This is a genomic window from Flavobacterium sp. 21.1 (genome assembly GCF_057801535.1).
The window spans coordinates 220291-241561 of the sequence record NZ_JBYNXA010000002.1 but is presented as its reverse complement, the minus strand read 5'-3'; the positions used below and the strand labels follow the sequence as shown (position 1 = coordinate 241561).

Here is a 21271-nt window from a genome sequence, read left to right as displayed (position 1 = left end):
TACTTTTAACCACGTGAAAAAGCTATAACAAAGATGGTTTAGAAATCAATATTGTTATATTTGCACACTATTTTAACAAAATGAAAAGAATCTTTACGGCCATATTCTTCCTCTTGATATGCACACAAGTGAATGCTCAGATTCACGAATTAGGCGTTTTTCTGGGAGGAAGCAATTACATTGGTGATGTAGGTCCGACGACTTATATCGCACCAAAGGATTTCAGTTTTGGCGTTTTGTATAAATGGAACCGAAGCATACGTCATGCTTTTCGAATCTCATACACTCAGGGAAAAATAACATCTGATGATTTGGATTCGGATGCGTCGGCAAGAAAACAAAGAGGTTATAATTTCGAAAACGAGATCAAAGAACTTTCTGCCGGATTAGAATTTAATTTCTTTGATTTCAATCTTCATGACAGCGGGTTTTTACTCACTCCGTATGTTTATACCGGATTGAGCGCGTTTCGTTACGACGAATTATACGTCCTGAACGGAGAAACGAAAATCGACGAAAGCAAGTATTCCTTTGCCATTCCGATGACTTTGGGCTTAAAAACCCGAATCGCAAATCATTTGGTTTTAGGAGTAGAAAGCAGCGTAAAATATAGTTTTACTGATAATTTAGATGGAAGCAATCCCGATAATTCGGCCTATTCTTCTTTAAAATTTGGAAATTTAAACAGCAATGACTGGTATGTTTTTACCGGAGTTACCTTAACGTATACTTTTGGTCAAAACCCTTGTTACTGCGCACAATAAAATGAGTTTACCGGAAAACATCAATAAGGACAATTTACCTAAACATCTTGCCATAATAATGGATGGCAATGGCCGTTGGGCAAAACAAAAAGGAATGCTTCGTGCTTTTGGTCATGAAAGCGGAACCAAATCTGTTCGCATCGTAGTAGAAACGTGCGCGAAAATCGGCATCGAAAATTTAACACTGTATGCATTTTCGACTGAAAACTGGAACCGTCCTAAAATTGAAGTTGATGCTTTGATGAAACTCCTTATTTCATCCCTGAAAGGCGAACTGAAAACACTTCTGAAAAACGATATCCGACTGAATTCCATTGGAAATCTGGACACGCTTCCGGCTTCTGTAAAAAAGGAATTACTTGAGGTTATCGACAAAACAAAAGACAATAAACGAATGACTTTAACGCTTGCGTTAAGCTATGGCTCCCGTGAAGAAATCATCAGAGCTGTAAGAAACATCAGCGATAAAGTTAAAAATAATATAATTTCGACAACTGATATTGATGAATCAATTATTAATCAGCATCTTTACACGCATGATTTACCGGATATAGATTTAGTAATCAGAACCAGTGGCGAGCACCGTATCAGCAACTTTTTGCTGTGGCAGATCGCGTATGCTGAGTTCTATTTTACTGATGTCTTATGGCCTGACTTCAGAGAAAAAGATTTATATGACGCGATTATCAGTTATCAAAAAAGAGAACGAAGATTTGGAAAAACAAGTGAACAAATTAAATAACTTCAAAATGTTTCAAAAAACTATCAAGTTAGTTTTTACAATTATATTTTTAGGAAGTATATACACCGTAAACGCCCAAGACGACAACACCCCGGAATCAGGAAAAAAATATATTCTTGCCAATGTTGACGTAACCGGAAAGATAACTTACAATCAGCAAACCGTCGTAACATTTTCAGGTTTGGAAAAAGGACAACTCATTACCGTTCCCGGAGACGAAATAAGCAGCGCCATAAAAAAACTTTGGAAACTCGGACTTTTCAATGACATCACTTTTTATGTGGATAAAATCCAGAATGACAGCATCTTCCTTGAACTGAACATCAACGAGTTACCTAAACTTAACGAAGTTAAATTTCAGGGTGTAAAAAAAGGAAAAGTGGACGAACTGATTAAAGACAATGATCTTAAAAAAGACAAAGTCGTTAATGAAAACTTGCTGACCACCACTAAGAATTACATCGAGAACAAGTACAAAAAAGACGGTTACTACAATACAAAAGTTACCATTAACACTATTCCTGACTCAACCAACAACACCGTAAATATGGTTGTTTTCGTTGACCGCGGAAAAAAAGTAAAGATCAGAAACATTGAAGTCACAGGAAATTCACAGTTAACAACCACTGAAGTTAAAAGCGCATTATCCAATACAAAAGAAAAAAGCTTCTTTAATCCGTGGCGAATCATAAAACCATCTAAATTCATCAAAGAAAAATACACGGAAGACCTGAACTCTTTAGTTGAAGAATACAAGGAAAATGGTTACCGGGACGCAAGGATCACAAATGAAACCGTTATTTACGATAAGAAAAAAAATACGGTAGACATCAAAATCGATCTGGAAGAAGGTAAAAAATACTACTTCGGAAATTTCCGATTCTTAGGAAACACCGTATACACCAACCAGCACCTGGAACAGATATTGGGAATTAAAAAAGGAGATGTTTATAACGGTAAATTACTACAGGAACGAATCGCCGACAAATCAAAACCGGATGGTGAAGATCTTACTAATGAATACCAAAACAACGGTTACCTATTCTCGAACATCAATGCTGTAGAGGTAAAAACAGTTAACGATACGATTGATTTTGAAATCCGAGTGGTTGAAGGACCTATCGCGTATTTCAACAACGTTACGATTAGCGGGAACGACAGAACTAATGATCACGTAATTTTCCGTGAGCTACGCACTAAACCGGGACAAAAATGGAGCAAGGAAAACCTTATGCGAAGTCTTCGTGAATTGGGACAATTAGGTTTCTTTGACCCGGAAGCCCTTAAGCCGGATGTAAAGCCAAACGGAGCCGACGGTACTGTTGACATCAATTATAACGTTGTTGAAAAAGGATCGAGCCAGGTAGAATTACAGGGAGGTTACGGCGGAGGTGGTTTCATCGGAACGCTGGGACTTTCTTTCAACAATTTCTCCATCAGGAACGTCTTCAACAAAGATGCCTACAAACCGTTGCCAATGGGTGACGGCCAGAAAATGGCATTGCGTTTACAGGGAAGTTCTTATTTCCAGACTTACAGTTTATCCTTCACAGAACCTTGGCTTGGAGGTAAAAAACCGGTGAGTTTCTCGACATCATTATCCCACAGTAAACAATATTTATACAATTATTCGACACGTGACGTCACCAGAAACCAGAGTTTTACGATTTCGTCTATTTCTGTAGGTATGGCTAAAAAACTTACCGTACCGGATGATTATTTTATTTTATCCCAGTCGGCAGCTTTCCAATACTACGATCTGAACAACTATTTCACAGGACTTTTTACCTTTGGTAACGGTACTTCGCGAAACTTAACCTATACTGTTGCACTATCAAGAAACAGTAAAGGTATGAACCCGATTTACCCAACCTATGGATCTGAATTTACACTTACCGGGAAATTTACACTGCCTTATTCACTTTTCAATGGTGTAGATTACGGAAATTTAGGTAATTTAGAGGAAAATAAAATGGTAACCACTCAGAACCAGCAAACAGCAGACGGTACGTATGTTCCTGCAGGAACTTATTTGGACGCCGACGGAAATGCAGTTCCAGGTAACGATTACACCTTAGCAGCTGCGGATCCGGCCAAAGTGGATCAGATTCGTTTTAACTGGTTAGAATATTATAAAATAAAATTCAAAGCCGATTGGTATACTAAAGTGTATGAAAAATTAGTTTTACGTACCTTAGGGGAATTCGGATTCCTTGGTGCCTACAACCAGGAAAGAGGTCTGGTACCATTCGAGCGTTTTTATTTAGGTGGTGACGGATTGGCAAACTTCTCTATGGATGGCCGTGAGGTGATTCAGCTAAGAGGATATCCAAATCAATCCTTAGCCCCAATTATTGAAGAAGGTCCGAAAAAAGGACAACAGATTGGAGCAACTGTTTACAACAAGTTTTCATTGGAATTGCGTTATCCGATAACCTTGGCACAGACAGCCTCTATTTACGTTCTCACCTTTGCGGAAGCAGGTGCATCCTTCGATTCGTTTAAGACATACACACCATTTTCTTTAAAACGATCGGCTGGATTAGGTTTAAGAGTATTTATGCCTGCCTTTGGTTTATTGGGAATCGATTTTGCTCACGGATTCGACGCAATTCCGGGAGAAACCCAAAAAAGCGGATGGCAAACCCATTTCATCATTGGCCAACAATTTTAAAGTTTGGCATGATAGTTGAAATTAACTTTATCAACATTATGAGAAAACATTTTTTAGTTGTACTTGTAAGCTTGGCTTTTTTAACTGCAAACGCCCAAAGTAAAGGGGTTAAGGTAGGTTATATTGACATGGATTATATTCTGGAAAAAGCGCCGGATTATGCCGAAGCTAAAAACCAGTTAGAACAAAAAGCACAAGCTTGGAAGCAGGAGATTGAAGTTAAGAAAACGGAAATAACCAAACTAAAAGACAATTTAAATACTGAAAAAGTACTTTTAACCAAGGAACTGATTGCCGAACGAGAAGAAGCAATTGCCTTCCTGGAAAAAGAACTGTTGGAATACCAACAAAAGCGCTTTGGTCCAAACGGCGATCTGATGATTCAGAAAGCCACTTTGATTAAACCGATACAGGATCAGGTTTTTAATGCTGTTCAGGATATTGCTACAGCACAGAAATATGATTTCATTTTTGACAAGTCGTCGGACATGACGATGCTTTTTGCGGCACAACGATTCGATTTAAGCGATAGAGTTTTAAGAACTTTAATGCGTGCTCAGAAAAAAGAGCAAATGAGTAAAAAACAAATAAAAGAACAGGAAAAACAGGATGCCTTAGATGATATGGCAGCCGAAAATCCTGATCAGATAGAAAGACAGAAAAAACTGGACGAGAAAAAAGCAGCTCGCGAAAAACTTATAGAGGACAGAAAAAAAGCGATCGAAGAAAAGAAGAAAGCTACTGAAGAGTCAAGAAAAAAACTTTTAGAAGAAAGAAAAAAGAAACAAGGTAAAGCAACGGATACCACCACTGCCAAACCGGGTGAAAAAACTCCGACAACGCCAGACGGGAAACCTGTTGATGCGAAACCTGCCGATGACAAGAATGCTGACGACAAACCTGCTGAAAAAACCGCAGCGGAAATAGCCGCCGACAAAAAAGCAGAAGCCGAAGCTAAGAAAAAAACAGCGGCAGAAGAGCGCCAGAAACTCTTGGAAGAAAGAAAACGATTACTGGAAGAACGCCGCAAGAAAATAATAGAAGACAGAGAAAAAGCCAAAAAAGAGAAAGAAGAAGCCGCTAAAAAGAAAGCTGAAGAAAAAAAAACAGGGGAAAACAAGCCTGAAGAAAATAAAACAGAAAACAAAAATTAAAAATTACTAATAACTATTCTAACAATGAAACAATTAAAAACTTTACTTATCGCTGCAGCACTTTTCATTGGTGCAAATCAAACCATTTCTGCTCAGGCAAAAGTAGCCCATATCGATGTTCAGGAACTGATGACTAACATGCCGGAAATGAAAACTGCTCAGGCACAGGTTAAAAAAATCAGCGAAACTTATGACACCGAATACAAAACGATGGTGACTGAGTACCAAAACAAAATGAAAAAATACGAGTCGGAAGCTACAACGGTAACTGAAGCAGTTAACGAAACCCGTGCAAAAGAAATGCAAGATATGGGGCAACGTATCCAACAGTACAGAGACAGCGCTCAGAAAGAATTACAGCAAAAAGAAATGGATCTTGTAAAACCTATCATGGACAAAGCTAAATCGGCTATTCAAAAAGTGGCTAAGGCTAAAGGTTACCAATACGTACTTGATGCAACTCCAGGTAGTGGTGTAATCGTTGCAGACGGACCAAGCTTGTTAGCTGACGTTAAAAAAGAATTAGGATTTTAATAAACTTTTCCTAAATATGAAAAACTGCTCTACTTTAAGGGCAGTTTTTTTTTACATTTGTTTTATGAGCAATAAAAACCCAATTGGCGTGTTTGATTCCGGTATAGGCGGAACATCGATATGGAAGGAGATTCACAGCCTTTTACCAAATGAAAGCACAATTTATCTTGCCGATAGTAAGAACGCACCGTATGGCCAGCGCTCCAAAGAAGAAATAATTGAACTTTGCTATAAAAATACCGACCTTCTCATTGCTGAAGGCTGCAAGTTGATCGTCGTGGCCTGCAATACCGCCACAACAAATGCCATTAAAGAACTGCGTGCAAAATACGATATCCCGTTCATAGGAATCGAACCTGCTATCAAACCGGCAGCTAATCAGTCACAGACTCAAACAATAGGCATTTTAGCCACTCAGGGAACTATTAACAGCGAATTATTCAGTAAAGCGGTTGCCTCATATTCCAACGTCAAAATAATTGAGCAAATCGGACATGGACTTGTGCAGTTAGTGGAGGAAGGAAAAATAGACTCGCCTGAGATGACCGCACTCTTGGAAGAATACCTTAAACCGATGGTAGCAGCCAATATCGATTATCTGGTTTTAGGTTGCACCCACTACCCTTATCTTATTCCCCAGATAAAAAAAATAATCCCGGATCATATCAAGATCATCGATTCAGGGGAAGCCGTGGCAAGACAGACGCAGAACATACTTAAAAAAAACAATCTGCTTAATAGTTCCGAGGAAACCAAAAAGCAGATTTTCTATAGTAACGGTGACTCCAAGGTCCTTAAAGATATTCTTGGCTTTTCCGAAAATGTATTTGAAAAGGAATTCTAATTTTCTTCTTTAAACCAACTGGAATACATTACGTAATTATTCGAAATACGTTCGATTTCACCTGCGAAATCCGATGCATTGATATCTTTTACCTTCTTCGCCGGAATACCCGCGTAAATCGCCCCGGATTCCACAACCGTGTTTTGCGTAACAACAGAACCTGCACCAATAATCGTATTGCTATGGATAACACAATTATCCATTACAATAGCCCCCATTCCGATTAAAACATTATCATGTACCGTACAACCATGAACTATGGCGTTGTGACCTATTGAAACATTATTTCCAATAATGGTCGGATGTTTTTGATACGTACAATGAATCACCGCACCATCCTGAATATTTACCTTATTTCCTATGGTGATCGAATGAACATCACCACGGACAACGGTATTAAACCAAACACTGCAAGATGAACCAAAAGTAACATCTCCAACAATAGTAGCATTTTCTGCTACATAACAATCTTCCGGTATCTGAGGATACTTTCCTCTAACTTCTTTAATCAATGCCATAGTATATTCAAAAAAAAGTCCCGATAAACGGGACTATATTATTTTTATTAGTTAACTGCAGGACAGTTACAGTGGTAAGGCTCGCGTTTACAGTTAAAGTTGAAACCTAGAGTGATTTGGTGGAAACCACTGTTATCAAATTTAACCGCTTGTGATAAATACGAGTACGTATACGCAAACATGAAGCTCTTATAGTTGATACCAACGATCGGAGTAAAATACTGTAATGTCTGATCTTCTACAGTACCACCCTGATAGTATTGTGTTGCATCAAAACTTCTTCTGTACGAAAGACCTCCCCATACTTTACCGAAATCTTCCATTGTTTTGTACACTTTTAAGTTGATATCAATGGTTTTTTCTTTAGTCTGCTCAAAAATCTGGAACATAACCGAAGGCTCCCACTGAAGACTTTCGTCATTACCAAAAGTATAACCCGCTGAAATGATGTACTTTCTTAAATTATCAGTTTCGATATCAGAATAAATTTCACGTTTTGACTCTATTGCATTTTTAACCGTGAAGTGCGTATAAAAATCTACGAAATGGTAAGACATACCTAAGTCTACATTGAAATAAGTATATTTTTGCGTGGTACCACCTACAACCGGATCAAAAACCGGCTCGAATTCCGTTTCATCCAAAACACTTTGAATCACTCCAACGTTCGCACCGAAAGAAAGCATGTTCAAATCATCATTTCCTTCCGAAAAACGGATGTGGTGTGCATAAGTCACTTTGAATCCTTTTTGCGAATGGTATCCGTTTCTATCATTGAAAGCGATAGCCCCAAAAGCAGAAGTTCCTTCATCACCTAAAGCCGTATTAAAACTCAAGGTTTGCAATTTTGGCGCATCTGCCTCACCGAACCATTGCTGACGTGCAGTCAATCTGACCTTTGCACAGTTTGCAGCTCCAGCCATTGATGGGTGAATCAAATAATAGTTGTCAGATAAATAATCCGAATAAACAGGAAGACCTTCCTGCGCAAAAGAGAATTGGGTCAAAAATAAAGCTAAAAATAAAAAGCGCTTTTTCAGTATGTTCATATTTCTTTATTATTGAAAATAGGGGTCGTTTAATTTAAAAGATGCTGGTATTTTTCAAACCCTCCAAATATATAAATTTTTAGGTAAGAAAAACAACCAAATATTTTTAATGTTCAATTTTAACGTAAAAAAATCAACCTCATTGTGTTAATTTTTTCTTTAAAACGCCAAATATAATTATTCATAGCATATAACTTCGTTAAATTTGCAAAAAATCACAAAAACATGCAAAAAGTAATTATACGCGAAACGCAGAATCCCAGCATATTAAAATTTGAATTTCCTGATTTCATTACTAAAAGCCAGAATTTTGAATTCAAAAACATAGATGAAACCGCCCAATCACCTTTGGCAAAACAATTATTTTACCTTCCGTTTGTCAAAACCGTTTACATTTCGGGAAATTTCATTGCCATTGAAAAATTCTCCATCGTGGAGTGGCATGAAGTTAAAGAATTGGTAGCCGAGCAAATTGAAACCTTTGTTGACAAAGGCGGAAAGATTCTGAACATCGAAGACACTGCCAATAAAAAAATACCGGTAACCGTTTACAGCGAGACCACACCTAACCCATCGACCATGAAATTCGTAGCCAGCAAAATGCTTACGAAAACCGCGGTGGAATGCAAAAACATAGATGACACAGCCGCATCTCCTTTAGCAAAAGAATTATTCAAATTTCCATTCGTTAAAGAAGTATTCATCGACGAGAATTATGTTTCCATTTCCAAATACGAAATTGCGGAATGGATGGAAATCACTCAGGAAATCCGTTCATTCATCAAAATTTATATTGAAGAAGGAAAAACAGTTATTGACGAAACACAAATCGTAAATACAGCGAATCACGAAAAACAACAGGAAGCCTATTTCGAAAATCTGGACGTTACTTCTCAAAAAATCATCAACATTTTGGAAGAATATGTGAAACCGGCGGTACAGTCTGATGGCGGAAACATAGCTTTCCAATCCTATGATGAAAAAGAAAAACGTGTAAAAGTAATTCTTCAGGGTGCGTGCAGCGGTTGTCCTTCCTCTACATTCACCTTAAAAAGCGGTATCGAAAACATGCTGAAAGAAATGCTGCACGATCAGGAAATCAAAGTAGAAGCAGTTAACGGTTAATTTCGTCCTTTGCTCTAAAACTTTCCGTCAGAATTGTTTTTAAAAAAAATGCCATTTACCTTTATTAGGTAAACCTTTAAAAACAATACATTATGGGAGTTCTGAAAGTAATTGAAATTTTATCCAGTTCTGATGTGAGCTGGGAAGAAGCTACCAGACAAGGAGTAGCCGAAGCCGCAAAAACACTAAAACACATTCGATCGGCTTATGTTCAGGAGCAAAGTGCCGTAGTTAACGACGAAGGCAAAGTCACCCACTACAGAGTCAACCTGAAACTGACGTTCGAAATCAAATAATATTCGGGAATTCACCGTACCTTTAAGCGTTCAGAGTTGAACGCTTTTTTTATTTACCATTATGAACGAATTACAGTACGAAACCAGCCCCTATTTATTACAACATGCCAACAATCCCATTCATTGGAAAGCATGGAACGACCATACCCTTACCACGGCGAGAGATGAAAACAAACTCATCATTGTTAGCATCGGGTATTCCTCCTGTCATTGGTGCCATGTGATGGAGCATGAAAGTTTTGAAGACCAGAACGTGGCCGACGCCATGAATTCGAACTTCATTTCCATAAAAGTCGATCGCGAAGAACGTCCGGATGTGGATGCCGTTTATATGAAAGCCGTTCAGTTGATGACCAAACAAGGCGGCTGGCCTCTAAATGCCGTATGTCTTCCCGACGGACGTCCGGTCTGGGGCGGAACCTACTTCCCTAAAGAAAACTGGATCGATATTCTGAATCAACTCCAAAATCTTTATTCGGAAAATCCGGAAAAAATGATTGAATATGCCGAAAAACTGCATCAGGGAATCCAGATTTTGGGTCTGGTTGAAAAAAATCCGTCAGAAGAAAGAGAAAGCACTAACAACATCAGACCGTTAGTTGAGAAATGGTCTAAAAGCTTCGACTGGGAGTTTGGCGGATATGCCAGAGCACCTAAATTCATGATGCCCAATAACTATATGTTTTTACAGCGCTATGGCTATCAGACGCGATCCAAAGAGCTATTGGAATTTGTTGATTTAACGCTTACGCGAATGGCCTACGGAGGTTTATTTGACACCATCGACGGCGGTTTCTCAAGATATTCGGTAGACATGCGCTGGCACGTTCCGCATTTTGAAAAGATGTTATATGATAACGGCCAATTGATTTCCCTTTATTCCGAGGCTTATAAAAGAACACAGAACCCACTTTATAAAGAAGTAATTGAAAAAACACTGTTATTCGTTGAACGTGAATTATTGAATTCGGATAATGCTTTCTATTCAGCTCTGGATGCCGACAGTATCAACGAAATAGACGAACTCGAGGAGGGCGCTTTTTATGTTTGGAAAAAAGAACAGGCGAAGCAACTTCTCAAAGACGATTTCGAAATTTTTGCGGAGGTTTTCAACGTAAACGATTTTGGCTTTTGGGAACACGACAATTATGTTTTGATCCAAAGTCAGACTATTGAAAACCTTGCGTCACAATTCGGCCTGACCGAAAACGAATTGCTTCAGAAAAAGAAAAAGTGGGAACAATTGCTTTATACCGAAAGAGAAAAACGGCCGAAACCAAGACTGGACGACAAATCCCTGACTTCCTGGAACGCTATAATGCTGAAAGGCTATACCGACGCCTACAAAGCACTAGGAAACGAACATTATCTGGACATTGCTAAGAAAAATGCACAATTCATTATTGAAAAACAATGGTCACAGGACGGTTTTCTGTGGCATTCTTATAAAAACGGAAAAAGCACCATTAAAGGCTTCCTGGAAGATTATGCTTTTGTGATTGAAGCTTTCATAAGTTTATATCAGGTTAGCTTGGAGGAAAACTATCTGATGCAGGCGAAACAACTGACGGATTATTGCCTGGAGCATTTCTATGACGAAAACCTGCAGTTCTTTTCCTTTACAGCGAGAAATGACCAACAACTGATTGCACCGCATTTCGAAACGGAAGACAATGTTATTCCCGCATCCAATTCCGTGATGGCTAACAACCTGCATATGTTATCGGTTTTATATCATAATTCATATTACGAGAAAACGGCGCTGCAAATGCTGCATCATATGATTCCTCACATGGATTATGCTTCTGCCTATTCAAACTGGATGAACCTGTGGTTAAGTCAGTCAGAAGAAAACAAAGAACTGGCTGTATGCGGTAAAACAGCATTGGAAAACCTAAAAAAAATCAATGCTCACTATTTGCCTCATGTACTAATTGCCGGAACAACAAAACAATCTGAACTACCTTTTTTAACCGATCGATTTGACGAAGAAAATCTTCTGTTCTATATTTGCCAAAATAAAAACTGCCAGTTACCAAACTCCTCTTTGGAAACAACGGTATCCGAATTAAAAATAACCTAAATGACTATGGAAGTAGAACAAATGAATAACATCTTCGTTCATTATTTTAATGTTTTAATTGACTTTGCACCAAGGGTACTCTCTGCAGTAGTAGTATTGCTTGTGGGTATGTGGGGAATTAAGATCTTCAAAAAAGTAGCGGAACAAATCATGGTCAAACGCGAATTGGAACCTACGGTGATCCAGTTCATTTCCGATATTTTACTGTGGGGCGCCCGTATATTACTTTTCGTAACGGTTATTTCACGTTTGGGTATTGACACTACCTCTTTCATAGCCATATTCGGAGCCATTGGATTGGCCGTAGGTATGTCGTTACAGGGCTCTTTGGCGAATTTTGCAGGAGGAATATTAATTATTGTATTCAAACCGTTCAAAGTAGGCGACAGCATTGAAGCGCAGGGCGAAACCGGTAAAGTAATGGAAATCCAGATTTTCACCACCAAAGTGCTGACGTCCCAAAACCACATAATTTACATCCCGAATGGTATTTTATCCAACGGGAAAATCAAAAACTTCTCTCAGAAGAGTACGCGTCGTAGCGATTTGATTGTACGTACGGGATACGATTCCGACATTAAAGTCATAAAAGGTGAACTGGAGTCCATTGTAAAAAACCACCCCAAAGTCTTAAAATCACCTACACCGGAAGTGTCGGTACATGAACTTACGGATTCAACCGTGAATTTCGCCATTCGCGTTTGGGTAAAACATGCCGATCTGTCAATGGTAAATTCCGATATTTTAGAACTGAGTAAAACCGTGGTTAAGATTTAGACTTGGTAGTCATCACAAAGTCTTTCAGATAAAAAGGTTCAAAATAAGCGACATCCACAAAGTCGCTTTTTTTGTACTTTTCATACGACATTGCGCTCATTTCGTTTGAAGACGGGAAAATCACTTCATCATGGTAAATAAAACGCCCGGAGTTAAGCACTGCTTTACATTTTGAAGCGCCGTCACCTACTAAATGTATATTCCCGGACAATTCGGAATAGGAATCCGCATCGATGATATCCGCGCGGGTTTCAAACTGCTTCATATAATTTTGGTCAAAACCGGCAGCGAAGACTTCCATTCTGCGTGCATCAATCATTGGAATAATACATCCATTTTCAATACTGATCTTACGGGCTAAGGCTTCCAAAGTATCGGTTGCAATCAAAGGAATATTCAGCGAATAGCACAATCCTTTAGCCGCAGAAACGCCAATTCGCAATCCGGTATAGGAACCCGGACCTTTACTTACAGCCACAGCTTTTAAATCCTGAAACGATATTCCGGCCATACGCAAAGCCTGTTCGAAGAAAAGATGCAGTTTTTCCGCATGGGAATAGCCTTCTTCTGAAACTTCCAGGCAAGCAATAGTCTTGCCCTCGCTAGCGATGGAAACTGAACAGTTCTTAGTTGCCGTTTCAATATTTAAAATATAAGCCATAAGTTGAAATTATTCACAAAGATACGGTTAACAATTGTCACAAAACAAATTCCCAAAACCGAAAACAAAAAATCCAAACGGAAGCTATTACGCCAAACCGTTTGGATTTCTGAATTTAGTAATTGAAATTCTACTTTTTACGCCTTTTCATCCTTCCCCTGGCCCTTTTCCTCAGTTTCTTTCTTCTTAATAGAAACCTTATCGCCCGGATTCAGCTCTTTGGTTACGGTTGTGTAGGGGCCGACAATAACAACATCTCCTTTTTTCAGTCCGCTAAGCACCTCAATATTAGTATCGTCCTGAATTCCGGTTTTGATGACGCGAAGTTTTGCCTTATCCCCTACTTTAACAAATACGCACTCGTATTTTTTATCTGTAGAACCTTTGATTTTTTCTTCCTGCTCTTTTTCCAGTTCTTCCACCATATCTTTTTTGGCCGAAGTTGTGTCCGTTTTCATCACCACAGCACTGATTGGCACAGCAAGAATATTCTCTTTTCTGGTGGTAATGATATCAACGGTTGCGGTCATCCCCGGACGGAAGGGTGAAAAATTAGCCGGTTTCCCTTCGATCAGATCCGCATAGGATTCTTTTAAAATACGAACTTTCACTTTAAAATTAGTAACCTGATCGGCTGTGGTAGTAGCCACGGACGAATTGGAAATACTGGTAACAATACCTTTGAATTCTTTCTTCAGATAAGCATCCACTTCAATTTTAGCCTCGTCTCCGATACTGATTTTAACGATATCATTCTCATTCACATCGACTTCAACCTCCATATTATTTAGGTTGGCAACACGAAGTAATTCCGTCCCCGCCATTTGCTGGGTTCCTAAAACACGTTCTCCCAACTCTACATCCAATTTTGAAATCGTTCCGTCGGCCGGCGCATAAATAGTGGTTCTTCCAAGATTATCCTTAGCTTCCGTCACGGTCGCCGAAGCACTTTTAACATTGTAATACGCGGACTCTTTATTAGCCTGAGCCACTTCGTAGGCAGAAACTACTTTGTCCCATTCCGATTTTGAAATCACTCCTTTTTCAAACAATCTTTTGTTTCGGTCGTAGTTTGATTTCGCTTCCTTCAGTTGTGCATCCGCCTGATTTAATCCGGCTTTTGTAGTTGATAATGACGCTACGGTTCGATTCACACCCGATTCATAAATATCCGGATTGATTTTCACCAGTAAATCGCCTTTTTTTACTGCCTGTCCTTCTTTAACCGGTAAGGCAATAATTTCACCCGAAACTTCGGAAGAGATCTTAACTTCTACCTCCGGCTGGATTTTTCCCGTAGCGGAAACTGTTTCCACGATAGTGATGGCATCGGTCTTGGCCACTTCCACTTCTTTGCCTTCTTCTTTATTTCCAATTACACCTTTTTTGCTTAATACAACCAATGCTGTAACTAAGACTACCACACCTCCTAATAGTAAATATGCTGTTCTTTTTGTCATGATCTATTTTGTTTGTACAATCGGAATCCCGAAGTAAAATTCTAATATTTTGGTTCTGAATATATAATCGTATTTTGTTCGCAACACTTCCGATTGTGAATTTACGTATAATGTCTGTGCCTGATTGAAATCAAAAACGTTCATTAAACCTACCTCATAACGTTCCTTCGCGTAATTATAGGCCTGTTCTCTGGCTTCCATTGTAGAAACTGCCGCTTCGTACGATTTCAAAGCACCTTTTGTATCAGTATAGGCTGTATAAACCGTGCGCTCCAGATCCAGTCCGTTTTGCTCCAGATTGATTTTAGATCGTTCCAAAGCTACCTTAGAACGGGCTACATTATTTCTCGCAGATAATCCATTTAAGATCGGAATATTAAGTGACAATCCTATATTCTGTCCTTTATTTTCATCAAACTGATCTAAGACCGGTTTTGGACCTGCAACGATTGGATTTCCGGTAATCGGATCCACTCCTGCAATTCGATCGGAATAGGAAGCACGGGTGGCAAAACTATAAAATCCGCTTAACGTGGGCTGATAGGCTCCTCGCGCTATTTTCAAATCTTTTTGAGCAATATCAACATTGGTTTGGGCCAGTTTAATATCGGTTCTGATTTCCTTAGCTTTTTCAAAAATCGATTTTGGCTCCTGAAGCAAAATACTGCTTTCCTGAACCGGAATCGAAGTATCCGCAATATCAAACTCCTGAAAATTATCAAGCTGAAGCAATTGTGCAAGGCTCAGTTTCGAAATCAGCAAGGCATTTTCGGCAGCAATCATTTTTTGTGTCGTCGTGGCCAATGTTGCTTTCACATCCATCAAATCTCCTTTCGGGACCACTCCTGCGTCAACCAAATCCTGAGTACGTTCCAATTGTTTGGATTCGTAAGCCAGCTGTTCCTGTTGTACCTTCAAATTTTCCTTGTTGAAAATGATCTGCAGGTAGGCATTTACCACATTCAGCGAAACATCTTCCTGCATTTTGGTAAGCTGATATTGTGTCGCTATGATCGAAAGATTGGCTTTTCGCAATCGGCTCTGATTCTGAAGCCCTTTATAAATGTCGATATTCGCATTAATCCCAACATTACTATACTGTGTGGTCTGATTTCGCAGCAAACCCGTAGTAATATCCTGATTCAGACCAATGTTCCACGAATGTGAAGCCTGTCCGTTCAGTGACGGCAGAAAGTTACCGTAAGCTTCCTTCTTGGAAATATCCGAAAGTTCTTTATCCAGAGCAGTATTTCTGATGGAAATATTCTTTTCCATCGCATAATTCACACATTCCTCCAAGGTCCATTTTTTGGATTGGGCATGGGACTGAAAGGAAATCAACAGCAATCCGAAAAAGAATGTTTTAACCGTATTTGTTTTTTTCATACACTTATTTTGAAAAGAGAGTCAATCGACTTTATTAAGAAAGCACTCTCTTATTCTTAAAAATCATAAGACGCATTTCTTTACAAAAAGTTACAGCATACAATGAATAAAAATTTTACTTTTGCTCGGATTTTATCAAAATTAATATGAAGTTATTTTTCTCTTTATTAGCCGTTTCTGTACTTCTTGCCTTATTTGTCAGATGCTCTTCCGCAAAAAAAATCGAGACAACAAGACCTCTTCCGAGCAGCAACACCCCTACCGTTTACAAAACGACAACCTCGTTCATCAATATGCCGGTCGAAATTCCGCTGAAGGAAATCGAGAACCAGATCAACAAGTCCCTATCCGGACTTATCTACAACGACAGTATATCGACGGATGACAAAACCGAAATGAAAATCTGGAAACAGGCGCCGATAAAACTTACCGAAAAAAACGGAAAGATCCAGTCTGTCGTGCCTATGAAAATCTGGGCGAAGGTCACGTATGGAAGTGATTATCTGGGACTGAGTGATACACGTGAAATCAACCTGAACGGAACCATCACCCTTTTGAGTGACGCTAAACTTTCGAACTGGAAACTTACAACCACTTCGGAAATTGAGGATTTTGAATGGAGCGAAAGTCCGTCTATCATCATTGCCGGGAAAAATGTTCCCATCACTTATCTTGTCAATCCGACGATACGTATTTTCAAAGCGAAAATTGCCAAAAAAATAGATGACGCCATCAACAAATCGACTGATTTCAAGCCAATGGTTTTATCGGTGTTGGAAAAACTGAGCACGCCGTTCTCTACCAGCGAGCAATACGAAACCTGGTTCAAGATGATTCCATCCGAATTGTATGTAACCGATGCGGTCTTATCAAAAAGCAAAATTACGATGGATATGGGGCTGAAATGTATGATGCAGACGATCGTTGGGGAAAAACCGGCTAACACTTTTAAAAAGGAAAGCATCACATTGAAAGCGGTAAGTAAAATGCCGAATAAAATCGAAGCTACTGTCGCGGCGGTATCCACTTACGAAAGCGCTTCAAGAATTTTAACGAAGAACTTTCAGGGCCAGACCTTCTCGTCCGGTAGCCGTAAAATAACGGTTCAAAAAGTAGATCTGTGGCAGAAAGACAGTAAAATGATCATTGCCTTGGATATGATCGGAAGCATAAACGGAACCATTTATTTGTCGGGTTACCCTAGTTACAATGCGGTTACCAAAGAAATCTATTTCGACCAACTGGATTACGTTTTAAACACTAAAGGCGTATTGACCAAAACCGCCAATTGGCTTTTAAGCGGCATGATCTTGAGAAAGATCCAGGAAAGCTGCCGATATTCGATTCAGGGGAATTTAGATGAAGCCAAGAAAAACATGTTACCTTATTTAAGCAATTATTCACCAATGAAAGGTGTTTTTGTAAACGGTACGATGAACGATTTCGAATTTGACAAAGTGGAACTGACCGACAAAGCAATTATTGCTTTTATCAAAACCTCCGGCCAGATGAACATCAAGATTGACGGTATGGACTAGATCGCAGTGGTAAATGGTCAGTATTCAGTATTCAGTGATCGGTTAACAGATCATAGAAATAAAAAAGCAGTTTCGGTTGAAACTGCTTTTTTGTTATTTATCCTGCACTTTTTTCTTTCCGTATTTCAGTCGGTAAATCGCAAATCCTATTGATCCTACCAGAATGTAGGGAATTGCCATCAAGTACACTATTCCATCATTAACTGCTCCCGCCTGAATGCCGGATTCTTCACTCTCTAAAGCCGCGCGGCACATGGCACATTGAGCTTCACCATAAAGCGGTAAGAAACAAAAAACAAGAAGAAAGAAAAAAAACATTTTCGTTCTCCACGTCTTGATTCTTGGCTCTATTTTCTTATCTCTAATTAGCATAATACGGAGATATCATCAGGTAAACAATCACACCGGTTACAGCCACATACAACCACAAAGGGTACGTAATTCTGGCAATCTTCTTATGTCTTTCAAAGCTTTTGGAAATAGCTCTAACGTAAGTAATCAAAACAAAAGGAATAATTACCACTGAAAGTAAAATATGTGACACCAAAATAAAAATATAAATCCACCTGATAACTCCCTCTCCTCCAAATTCTGTAGGATCAGAAGTCATGTGATAGGCCACATACATCCCTAAAAAAGCAACCGAACAAGCTATCGCCGTTTTTATAAGCGCCTCATGCAAGCTTCGTTTACCATTTTTAATAGCCCATACTGCCGTAACAAGCAAGACTGCCGTTATTCCGTTAATCGTAGCGTAAATCGGCGGTAAAAAAGACAAAGGCTGCACATCGAACCCTAATCTTTTAAGATTAACTCCAAATAACAACCCTACTACCGCAGGAATTGCCACCGACAAAACCACAATCCACTTATTGTATTTGTTTTCTACCGAATTTGCGATTGAATTTTCCATCTATTCTTCTAATAATTTTTTAATATCTTCTTTTAACATGTCGATCCCCGGCTGTTCCAATCCATCGTAATAAAAAATGGGTGAATCGAACGCATCTCTTCTGCAACGGATATTCCCTTCTTTATCCACAAGTGCAAACATTCCGGAATGTTCAAAGCCACCGTTCGCATTTTTATTTTCGCCAGCATAAAGTTTAAAACCGGCTTGGGCCAATTTGTAGATATAATCCCTGTCGCCGGTCAGAAAATGCCAGTTGTAATGTTTGACACCCAATGTTTCGGCATGCTCTTTCAAATGCGCCGGAGTATCGGTTACCGGGTCAATCGTTATCGATGCGATTCCGAAATCAGGCTTTCCGTAGAACTCTTTCTGCAATTGCAACATATTCTGATTCATTTTTGGGCAGATCGTAGGACAAGTCGAAAAAAAGAACTCGATCACATATACCTTTCCTAAATAATCTTTGTTGGAAATCTTCTTATTGTTCTGATCCGTCAATTCGAATTTAGGAACCGGGCCCATGGTATACAAATCCGACTTTTGGAATTTCGCCACGATTTTCGGCACCGCCCAAATCCCAAATAATAAGATGATGAATGAAATACCTATATAAGATTTGTTTTTCATTGCGAATTATATTTTTCTTTTGTTATTTCTTTTCAGTTCCAGACGGTATTCTGCTAAAATAATTTTAACATCATCCGCCATTTCATTGTGAAGATCCGCAGCCGATATCGTATTGTATCCTTCTTTGTATTCTTCTTCTCCTTTTTTATTCTTTCCTTTTCTGCCTCTCAGATTTAAATCTTTGTCAACGATATACACATTGGACGTTGCAAGATTTTCATTCAGTTGACCTACCAGGTTCAATTTACCGTAAAACGATTGTATCTCTTCCGGTTTAGCAAAGACAAAATGCCAGTTGGACAAATCGGAAATTCTGCCTAATTCGGCCATTAATTCTTTAGCCTGGCCTTCTGTTCCTATCGGCGCAACCATTACCACCTGAAAATCCTTAAACTCTTTGTTTTTATTGTAGATCTTCTGATCCAGGTTAAAAGAATTCCCTTTTTCCTTTAAAATCTCAGAACCGGGAAACCCCAGAATAGTGATTTTCTCTTTAAGGGTCACGGGTTTACCGTCTAATGAGGTTAATTGAGATACCTCAGGAACATTAGCTGTTAGCGTCGGTAACTTCGCGAAATTATTTACGCCTGATGAAAAGAAAAGATAGGCGCAAATAGGCAAAGCGAACAAAACGGTGAGAACAATATATTTTTTCATGTTAGCATACTGATTACTTGGGTGCAAAAATAAAAAAAGGTACGCAATTGCGTACCTTTTTTATAAGTTAATATGTTCTTAAAATATCCATTTATAATGAGATGTTTTAAACACATCAAAAACATAATTACCTTCTACTAGTAAGATGAACACTAAATAGAGTATTAAAAAAACCAGCGGCCCAACAATTGACGTTTTTAAATTGTTTTTCTCACCTTCTAAGTGCATGAATGCCCACATGATATAGTAAGCTTTAAAAATCGTTAATATGATGAATATCCAGTTTAACAAATTCATTGACAAAAGCTCCGGTTTGTAAAGCCAAAGCGGCTTGTGGATTCCTAAATAAACTTCAACAATAGTTACTACTGACAGAAGTCCGAAAACCATCCAAATTCTTTTTGTATTAGATTCGTGTGCGTGTCCCATGATTCTTTCTTTATTATATAAATTACACTAAATAGAAGAATGTAAATACAAACACCCAAACTAAATCTACAAAGTGCCAGTACAATCCAACTTTTTCTACCATTTCATAGCTTCTTCTTTTCTCATACGTTCCAAGAATTACGTTGAAGAAAATCAAAATATTGATCAAAACTCCCGAGAATACGTGGAATCCGTGGAATCCGGTAATAAAGAAAAAGAAGTTAGCAAATAATTTATGTCCGTATTCATTATGTTTCAGGTTAGCACCTTCCACTACCATTTTAGCATCTTTCAAACGCTCCAAAGACTGCTCTCTGGTTAAAACGGTTTTCTTTTTATCGCTATTGATGTGCTCGGAACGAATTAAAAGGTTCGGGTTTGCTTTAAAACCTTCCACAACTTCTTCTACAGAGTAGTTAGCAATAGTTTCACCGCCTTCGAACCAAACTCCTAGTCTTCTTTCTTTCTGAATTCTGTCTTTTGGTAAATGAGCAGCAAAATCAGCTAAAGCAACTCTTTCCCCTTTTGTGTCTACGAACTGAAGAATAGAACCTCCTTTAGTTTCAATAGCTCCGTGAGAACCCTGAATAAAGTTTTTCCACTCCCATGCCTGAGAACCCAAGAAGATGATACCTCCTAAAATTGTTAAAAGCATGTAAACCGCAACTTTGGTTTTTTTCAATTGATGTCCTGCATCAACTGCCAACACCATCGTCACAGAAGAGAAGATTAATATAAAAGTCATTAAAGCCACATAATACATTGGCGCATCTACACCATGCAAGAACGGAAAGTGTGTAAATACTTCATCCGCAATTGGCCAGGTTTCAATAAATTTAAATCTTGAAAAACCGTAAGCAGCAAGGAATCCAGAGAATGTTAAAGCATCCGATACGATAAAAAACCACATCATCATTTTGCCATAACTTGCTCCCATTGGCTCGTTTCCGCCATCCCAAGTTTTTTCTTTAGTAGCTGTTGTAGTAACTGTCGCTCCCATTGTAAAGTTATTAGTTAAAAAGTTCCCAAATTTACATTTT

General features: G+C 38.8%; 22 protein-coding genes. 11 read left to right on the top strand and 11 right to left on the bottom strand.

All coding sequences use genetic code 11. The features are described 5' to 3' along the window. The first annotated feature begins 80 nt into the window (after positions 1 to 80). From porG to murI, 6 genes are all read left to right on the top strand, one after another. Positions 81 to 764 (top strand): type IX secretion system protein PorG, encoded by a 684-nt coding sequence (gene porG / locus AC3E9U_RS04455; protein WP_488745711.1) that lies wholly within the window; start codon positions 81 to 83, stop codon positions 762 to 764. Position 765: 1 nt separating this feature from the next. Further along, positions 766 to 1506: an undecaprenyl pyrophosphate synthase gene (gene uppS / locus AC3E9U_RS04450; protein WP_488745710.1), complete on the top strand. Its 741-nt coding sequence runs from the start codon at positions 766 to 768 to the stop codon at positions 1504 to 1506. Continuing rightward, positions 1439 to 4180 carry an outer membrane protein assembly factor BamA gene (gene bamA / locus AC3E9U_RS04445; protein ID WP_488745709.1) on the top strand — a complete coding sequence of 914 codons (2742 nt, stop codon included), beginning with the start codon at positions 1439 to 1441 and terminating at the stop codon, positions 4178 to 4180. The genes uppS and bamA overlap by 68 nt, the downstream gene beginning before the upstream one ends. A gap of 38 nt (positions 4181 to 4218) precedes the next feature. Further along, complete coding sequence (locus AC3E9U_RS04440; protein ID WP_488745708.1) at positions 4219 to 5334, top strand: OmpH/Skp family outer membrane protein; 1116 nt, start codon at positions 4219 to 4221, stop codon at positions 5332 to 5334. Positions 5335 to 5358: 24 nt separating this feature from the next. Next, positions 5359 to 5868 (top strand): OmpH/Skp family outer membrane protein, encoded by a 510-nt coding sequence (locus AC3E9U_RS04435; protein WP_488745707.1) that lies wholly within the window; start codon positions 5359 to 5361, stop codon positions 5866 to 5868. A 64-nt stretch (positions 5869 to 5932) separates the two neighbouring features. Then, positions 5933 to 6712 carry a glutamate racemase gene (murI, locus tag AC3E9U_RS04430; RefSeq protein ID WP_488745706.1) on the top strand — a complete coding sequence of 260 codons (780 nt, stop codon included), beginning with the start codon at positions 5933 to 5935 and terminating at the stop codon, positions 6710 to 6712. Here murI and AC3E9U_RS04425 read toward each other — a convergent pair. Together AC3E9U_RS04425 and AC3E9U_RS04420 are read right to left on the bottom strand one after the other, a co-directional pair. Beyond that, positions 6709 to 7230: a gamma carbonic anhydrase family protein gene (locus tag AC3E9U_RS04425; RefSeq protein WP_488745705.1), complete on the bottom strand. Its 522-nt coding sequence runs from the start codon at positions 7228 to 7230 to the stop codon at positions 6709 to 6711. The genes murI and AC3E9U_RS04425 overlap by 4 nt on opposite strands. Positions 7231 to 7277: 47 nt before the next feature. After that, positions 7278 to 8279: a PorP/SprF family type IX secretion system membrane protein gene (locus AC3E9U_RS04420; protein WP_488745704.1), complete on the bottom strand. Its 1002-nt coding sequence runs from the start codon at positions 8277 to 8279 to the stop codon at positions 7278 to 7280. A gap of 225 nt (positions 8280 to 8504) precedes the next feature. Here AC3E9U_RS04420 and AC3E9U_RS04415 point away from each other — a divergent pair, with 225 nt between their 5' ends. The 4 genes from AC3E9U_RS04415 to AC3E9U_RS04400 all read left to right on the top strand — a co-directional run bounded on the left by AC3E9U_RS04415 (position 8505) and on the right by AC3E9U_RS04400 (position 12560). Then, complete coding sequence (locus AC3E9U_RS04415; RefSeq protein WP_488745703.1) at positions 8505 to 9404, top strand: NifU family protein; 900 nt, start codon at positions 8505 to 8507, stop codon at positions 9402 to 9404. A 92-nt stretch (positions 9405 to 9496) separates the two neighbouring features. Then, positions 9497 to 9700, top strand: coding sequence for a dodecin family protein (locus AC3E9U_RS04410; RefSeq protein WP_488745702.1), 204 nt, complete (start codon positions 9497 to 9499; stop codon positions 9698 to 9700). 61 nt (positions 9701 to 9761) lie between these two features. Further along, positions 9762 to 11783: a thioredoxin domain-containing protein gene (locus tag AC3E9U_RS04405; protein WP_488745701.1), complete on the top strand. Its 2022-nt coding sequence runs from the start codon at positions 9762 to 9764 to the stop codon at positions 11781 to 11783. Between the two features lie 6 nt (positions 11784 to 11789). Continuing rightward, the gene (locus AC3E9U_RS04400; protein WP_488745700.1) at positions 11790 to 12560 is read left to right on the top strand and encodes a mechanosensitive ion channel family protein; all 771 of its coding nucleotides are present in this window, start codon (positions 11790 to 11792) and stop codon (positions 12558 to 12560) included. Here the strand turns inward: AC3E9U_RS04400 and tsaB are convergent. The 3 genes from tsaB to AC3E9U_RS04385 form a co-directional block, all read right to left on the bottom strand. Beyond that, entirely contained in the window at positions 12550 to 13221 is a 672-nt protein-coding gene (gene tsaB / locus AC3E9U_RS04395; RefSeq protein ID WP_488745699.1) for a tRNA (adenosine(37)-N6)-threonylcarbamoyltransferase complex dimerization subunit type 1 TsaB, read from the bottom strand. The two genes, AC3E9U_RS04400 and tsaB, sit on opposite strands and share 11 nt — an antisense overlap. A gap of 137 nt (positions 13222 to 13358) precedes the next feature. Beyond that, the gene (locus AC3E9U_RS04390; protein WP_488745698.1) at positions 13359 to 14681 is read right to left on the bottom strand and encodes an efflux RND transporter periplasmic adaptor subunit; all 1323 of its coding nucleotides are present in this window, start codon (positions 14679 to 14681) and stop codon (positions 13359 to 13361) included. 3 nt (positions 14682 to 14684) lie between these two features. After that, entirely contained in the window at positions 14685 to 16067 is a 1383-nt protein-coding gene (locus AC3E9U_RS04385) for a TolC family protein (RefSeq protein ID WP_488745697.1), read from the bottom strand. Positions 16068 to 16213: 146 nt separating this feature from the next. Here AC3E9U_RS04385 and AC3E9U_RS04380 point away from each other — a divergent pair, with 146 nt between their 5' ends. After that, positions 16214 to 17605, top strand: a complete 1392-nt coding sequence (locus AC3E9U_RS04380) for a DUF4403 family protein (protein WP_488745696.1) — start codon at positions 16214 to 16216, stop codon at positions 17603 to 17605. A 93-nt stretch (positions 17606 to 17698) separates the two neighbouring features. Here the strand turns inward: AC3E9U_RS04380 and AC3E9U_RS04375 are convergent, their stop codons facing one another. The 6 genes from AC3E9U_RS04375 to AC3E9U_RS04350 form a co-directional block, all read right to left on the bottom strand. Continuing rightward, positions 17699 to 17977, bottom strand: a complete 279-nt coding sequence (locus AC3E9U_RS04375; RefSeq protein WP_488745695.1) for a hypothetical protein — start codon at positions 17975 to 17977, stop codon at positions 17699 to 17701. Beyond that, positions 17967 to 18518, bottom strand: a complete 552-nt coding sequence (locus AC3E9U_RS04370; protein WP_488745694.1) for a DUF420 domain-containing protein — start codon at positions 18516 to 18518, stop codon at positions 17967 to 17969. Before AC3E9U_RS04370 ends, AC3E9U_RS04375 begins: the two co-directional genes overlap by 11 nt. Beyond that, positions 18519 to 19145: an SCO family protein gene (locus AC3E9U_RS04365; RefSeq protein ID WP_488745693.1), complete on the bottom strand. Its 627-nt coding sequence runs from the start codon at positions 19143 to 19145 to the stop codon at positions 18519 to 18521. 6 nt (positions 19146 to 19151) lie between these two features. Further along, positions 19152 to 19802 carry a hypothetical protein gene (locus tag AC3E9U_RS04360; protein WP_488745692.1) on the bottom strand — a complete coding sequence of 217 codons (651 nt, stop codon included), beginning with the start codon at positions 19800 to 19802 and terminating at the stop codon, positions 19152 to 19154. Positions 19803 to 19880: 78 nt separating this feature from the next. Beyond that, entirely contained in the window at positions 19881 to 20231 is a 351-nt protein-coding gene (locus tag AC3E9U_RS04355; RefSeq protein ID WP_488745691.1) for a cytochrome C oxidase subunit IV family protein, read from the bottom strand. A gap of 22 nt (positions 20232 to 20253) precedes the next feature. Further along, on the bottom strand, positions 20254 to 21231 hold the full coding sequence (locus AC3E9U_RS04350) for a cytochrome c oxidase subunit 3 (RefSeq protein ID WP_488745690.1): 978 nt from the start codon (positions 21229 to 21231) through the stop codon (positions 20254 to 20256). Between the last annotated feature and the right edge of the window lie 40 nt (positions 21232 to 21271).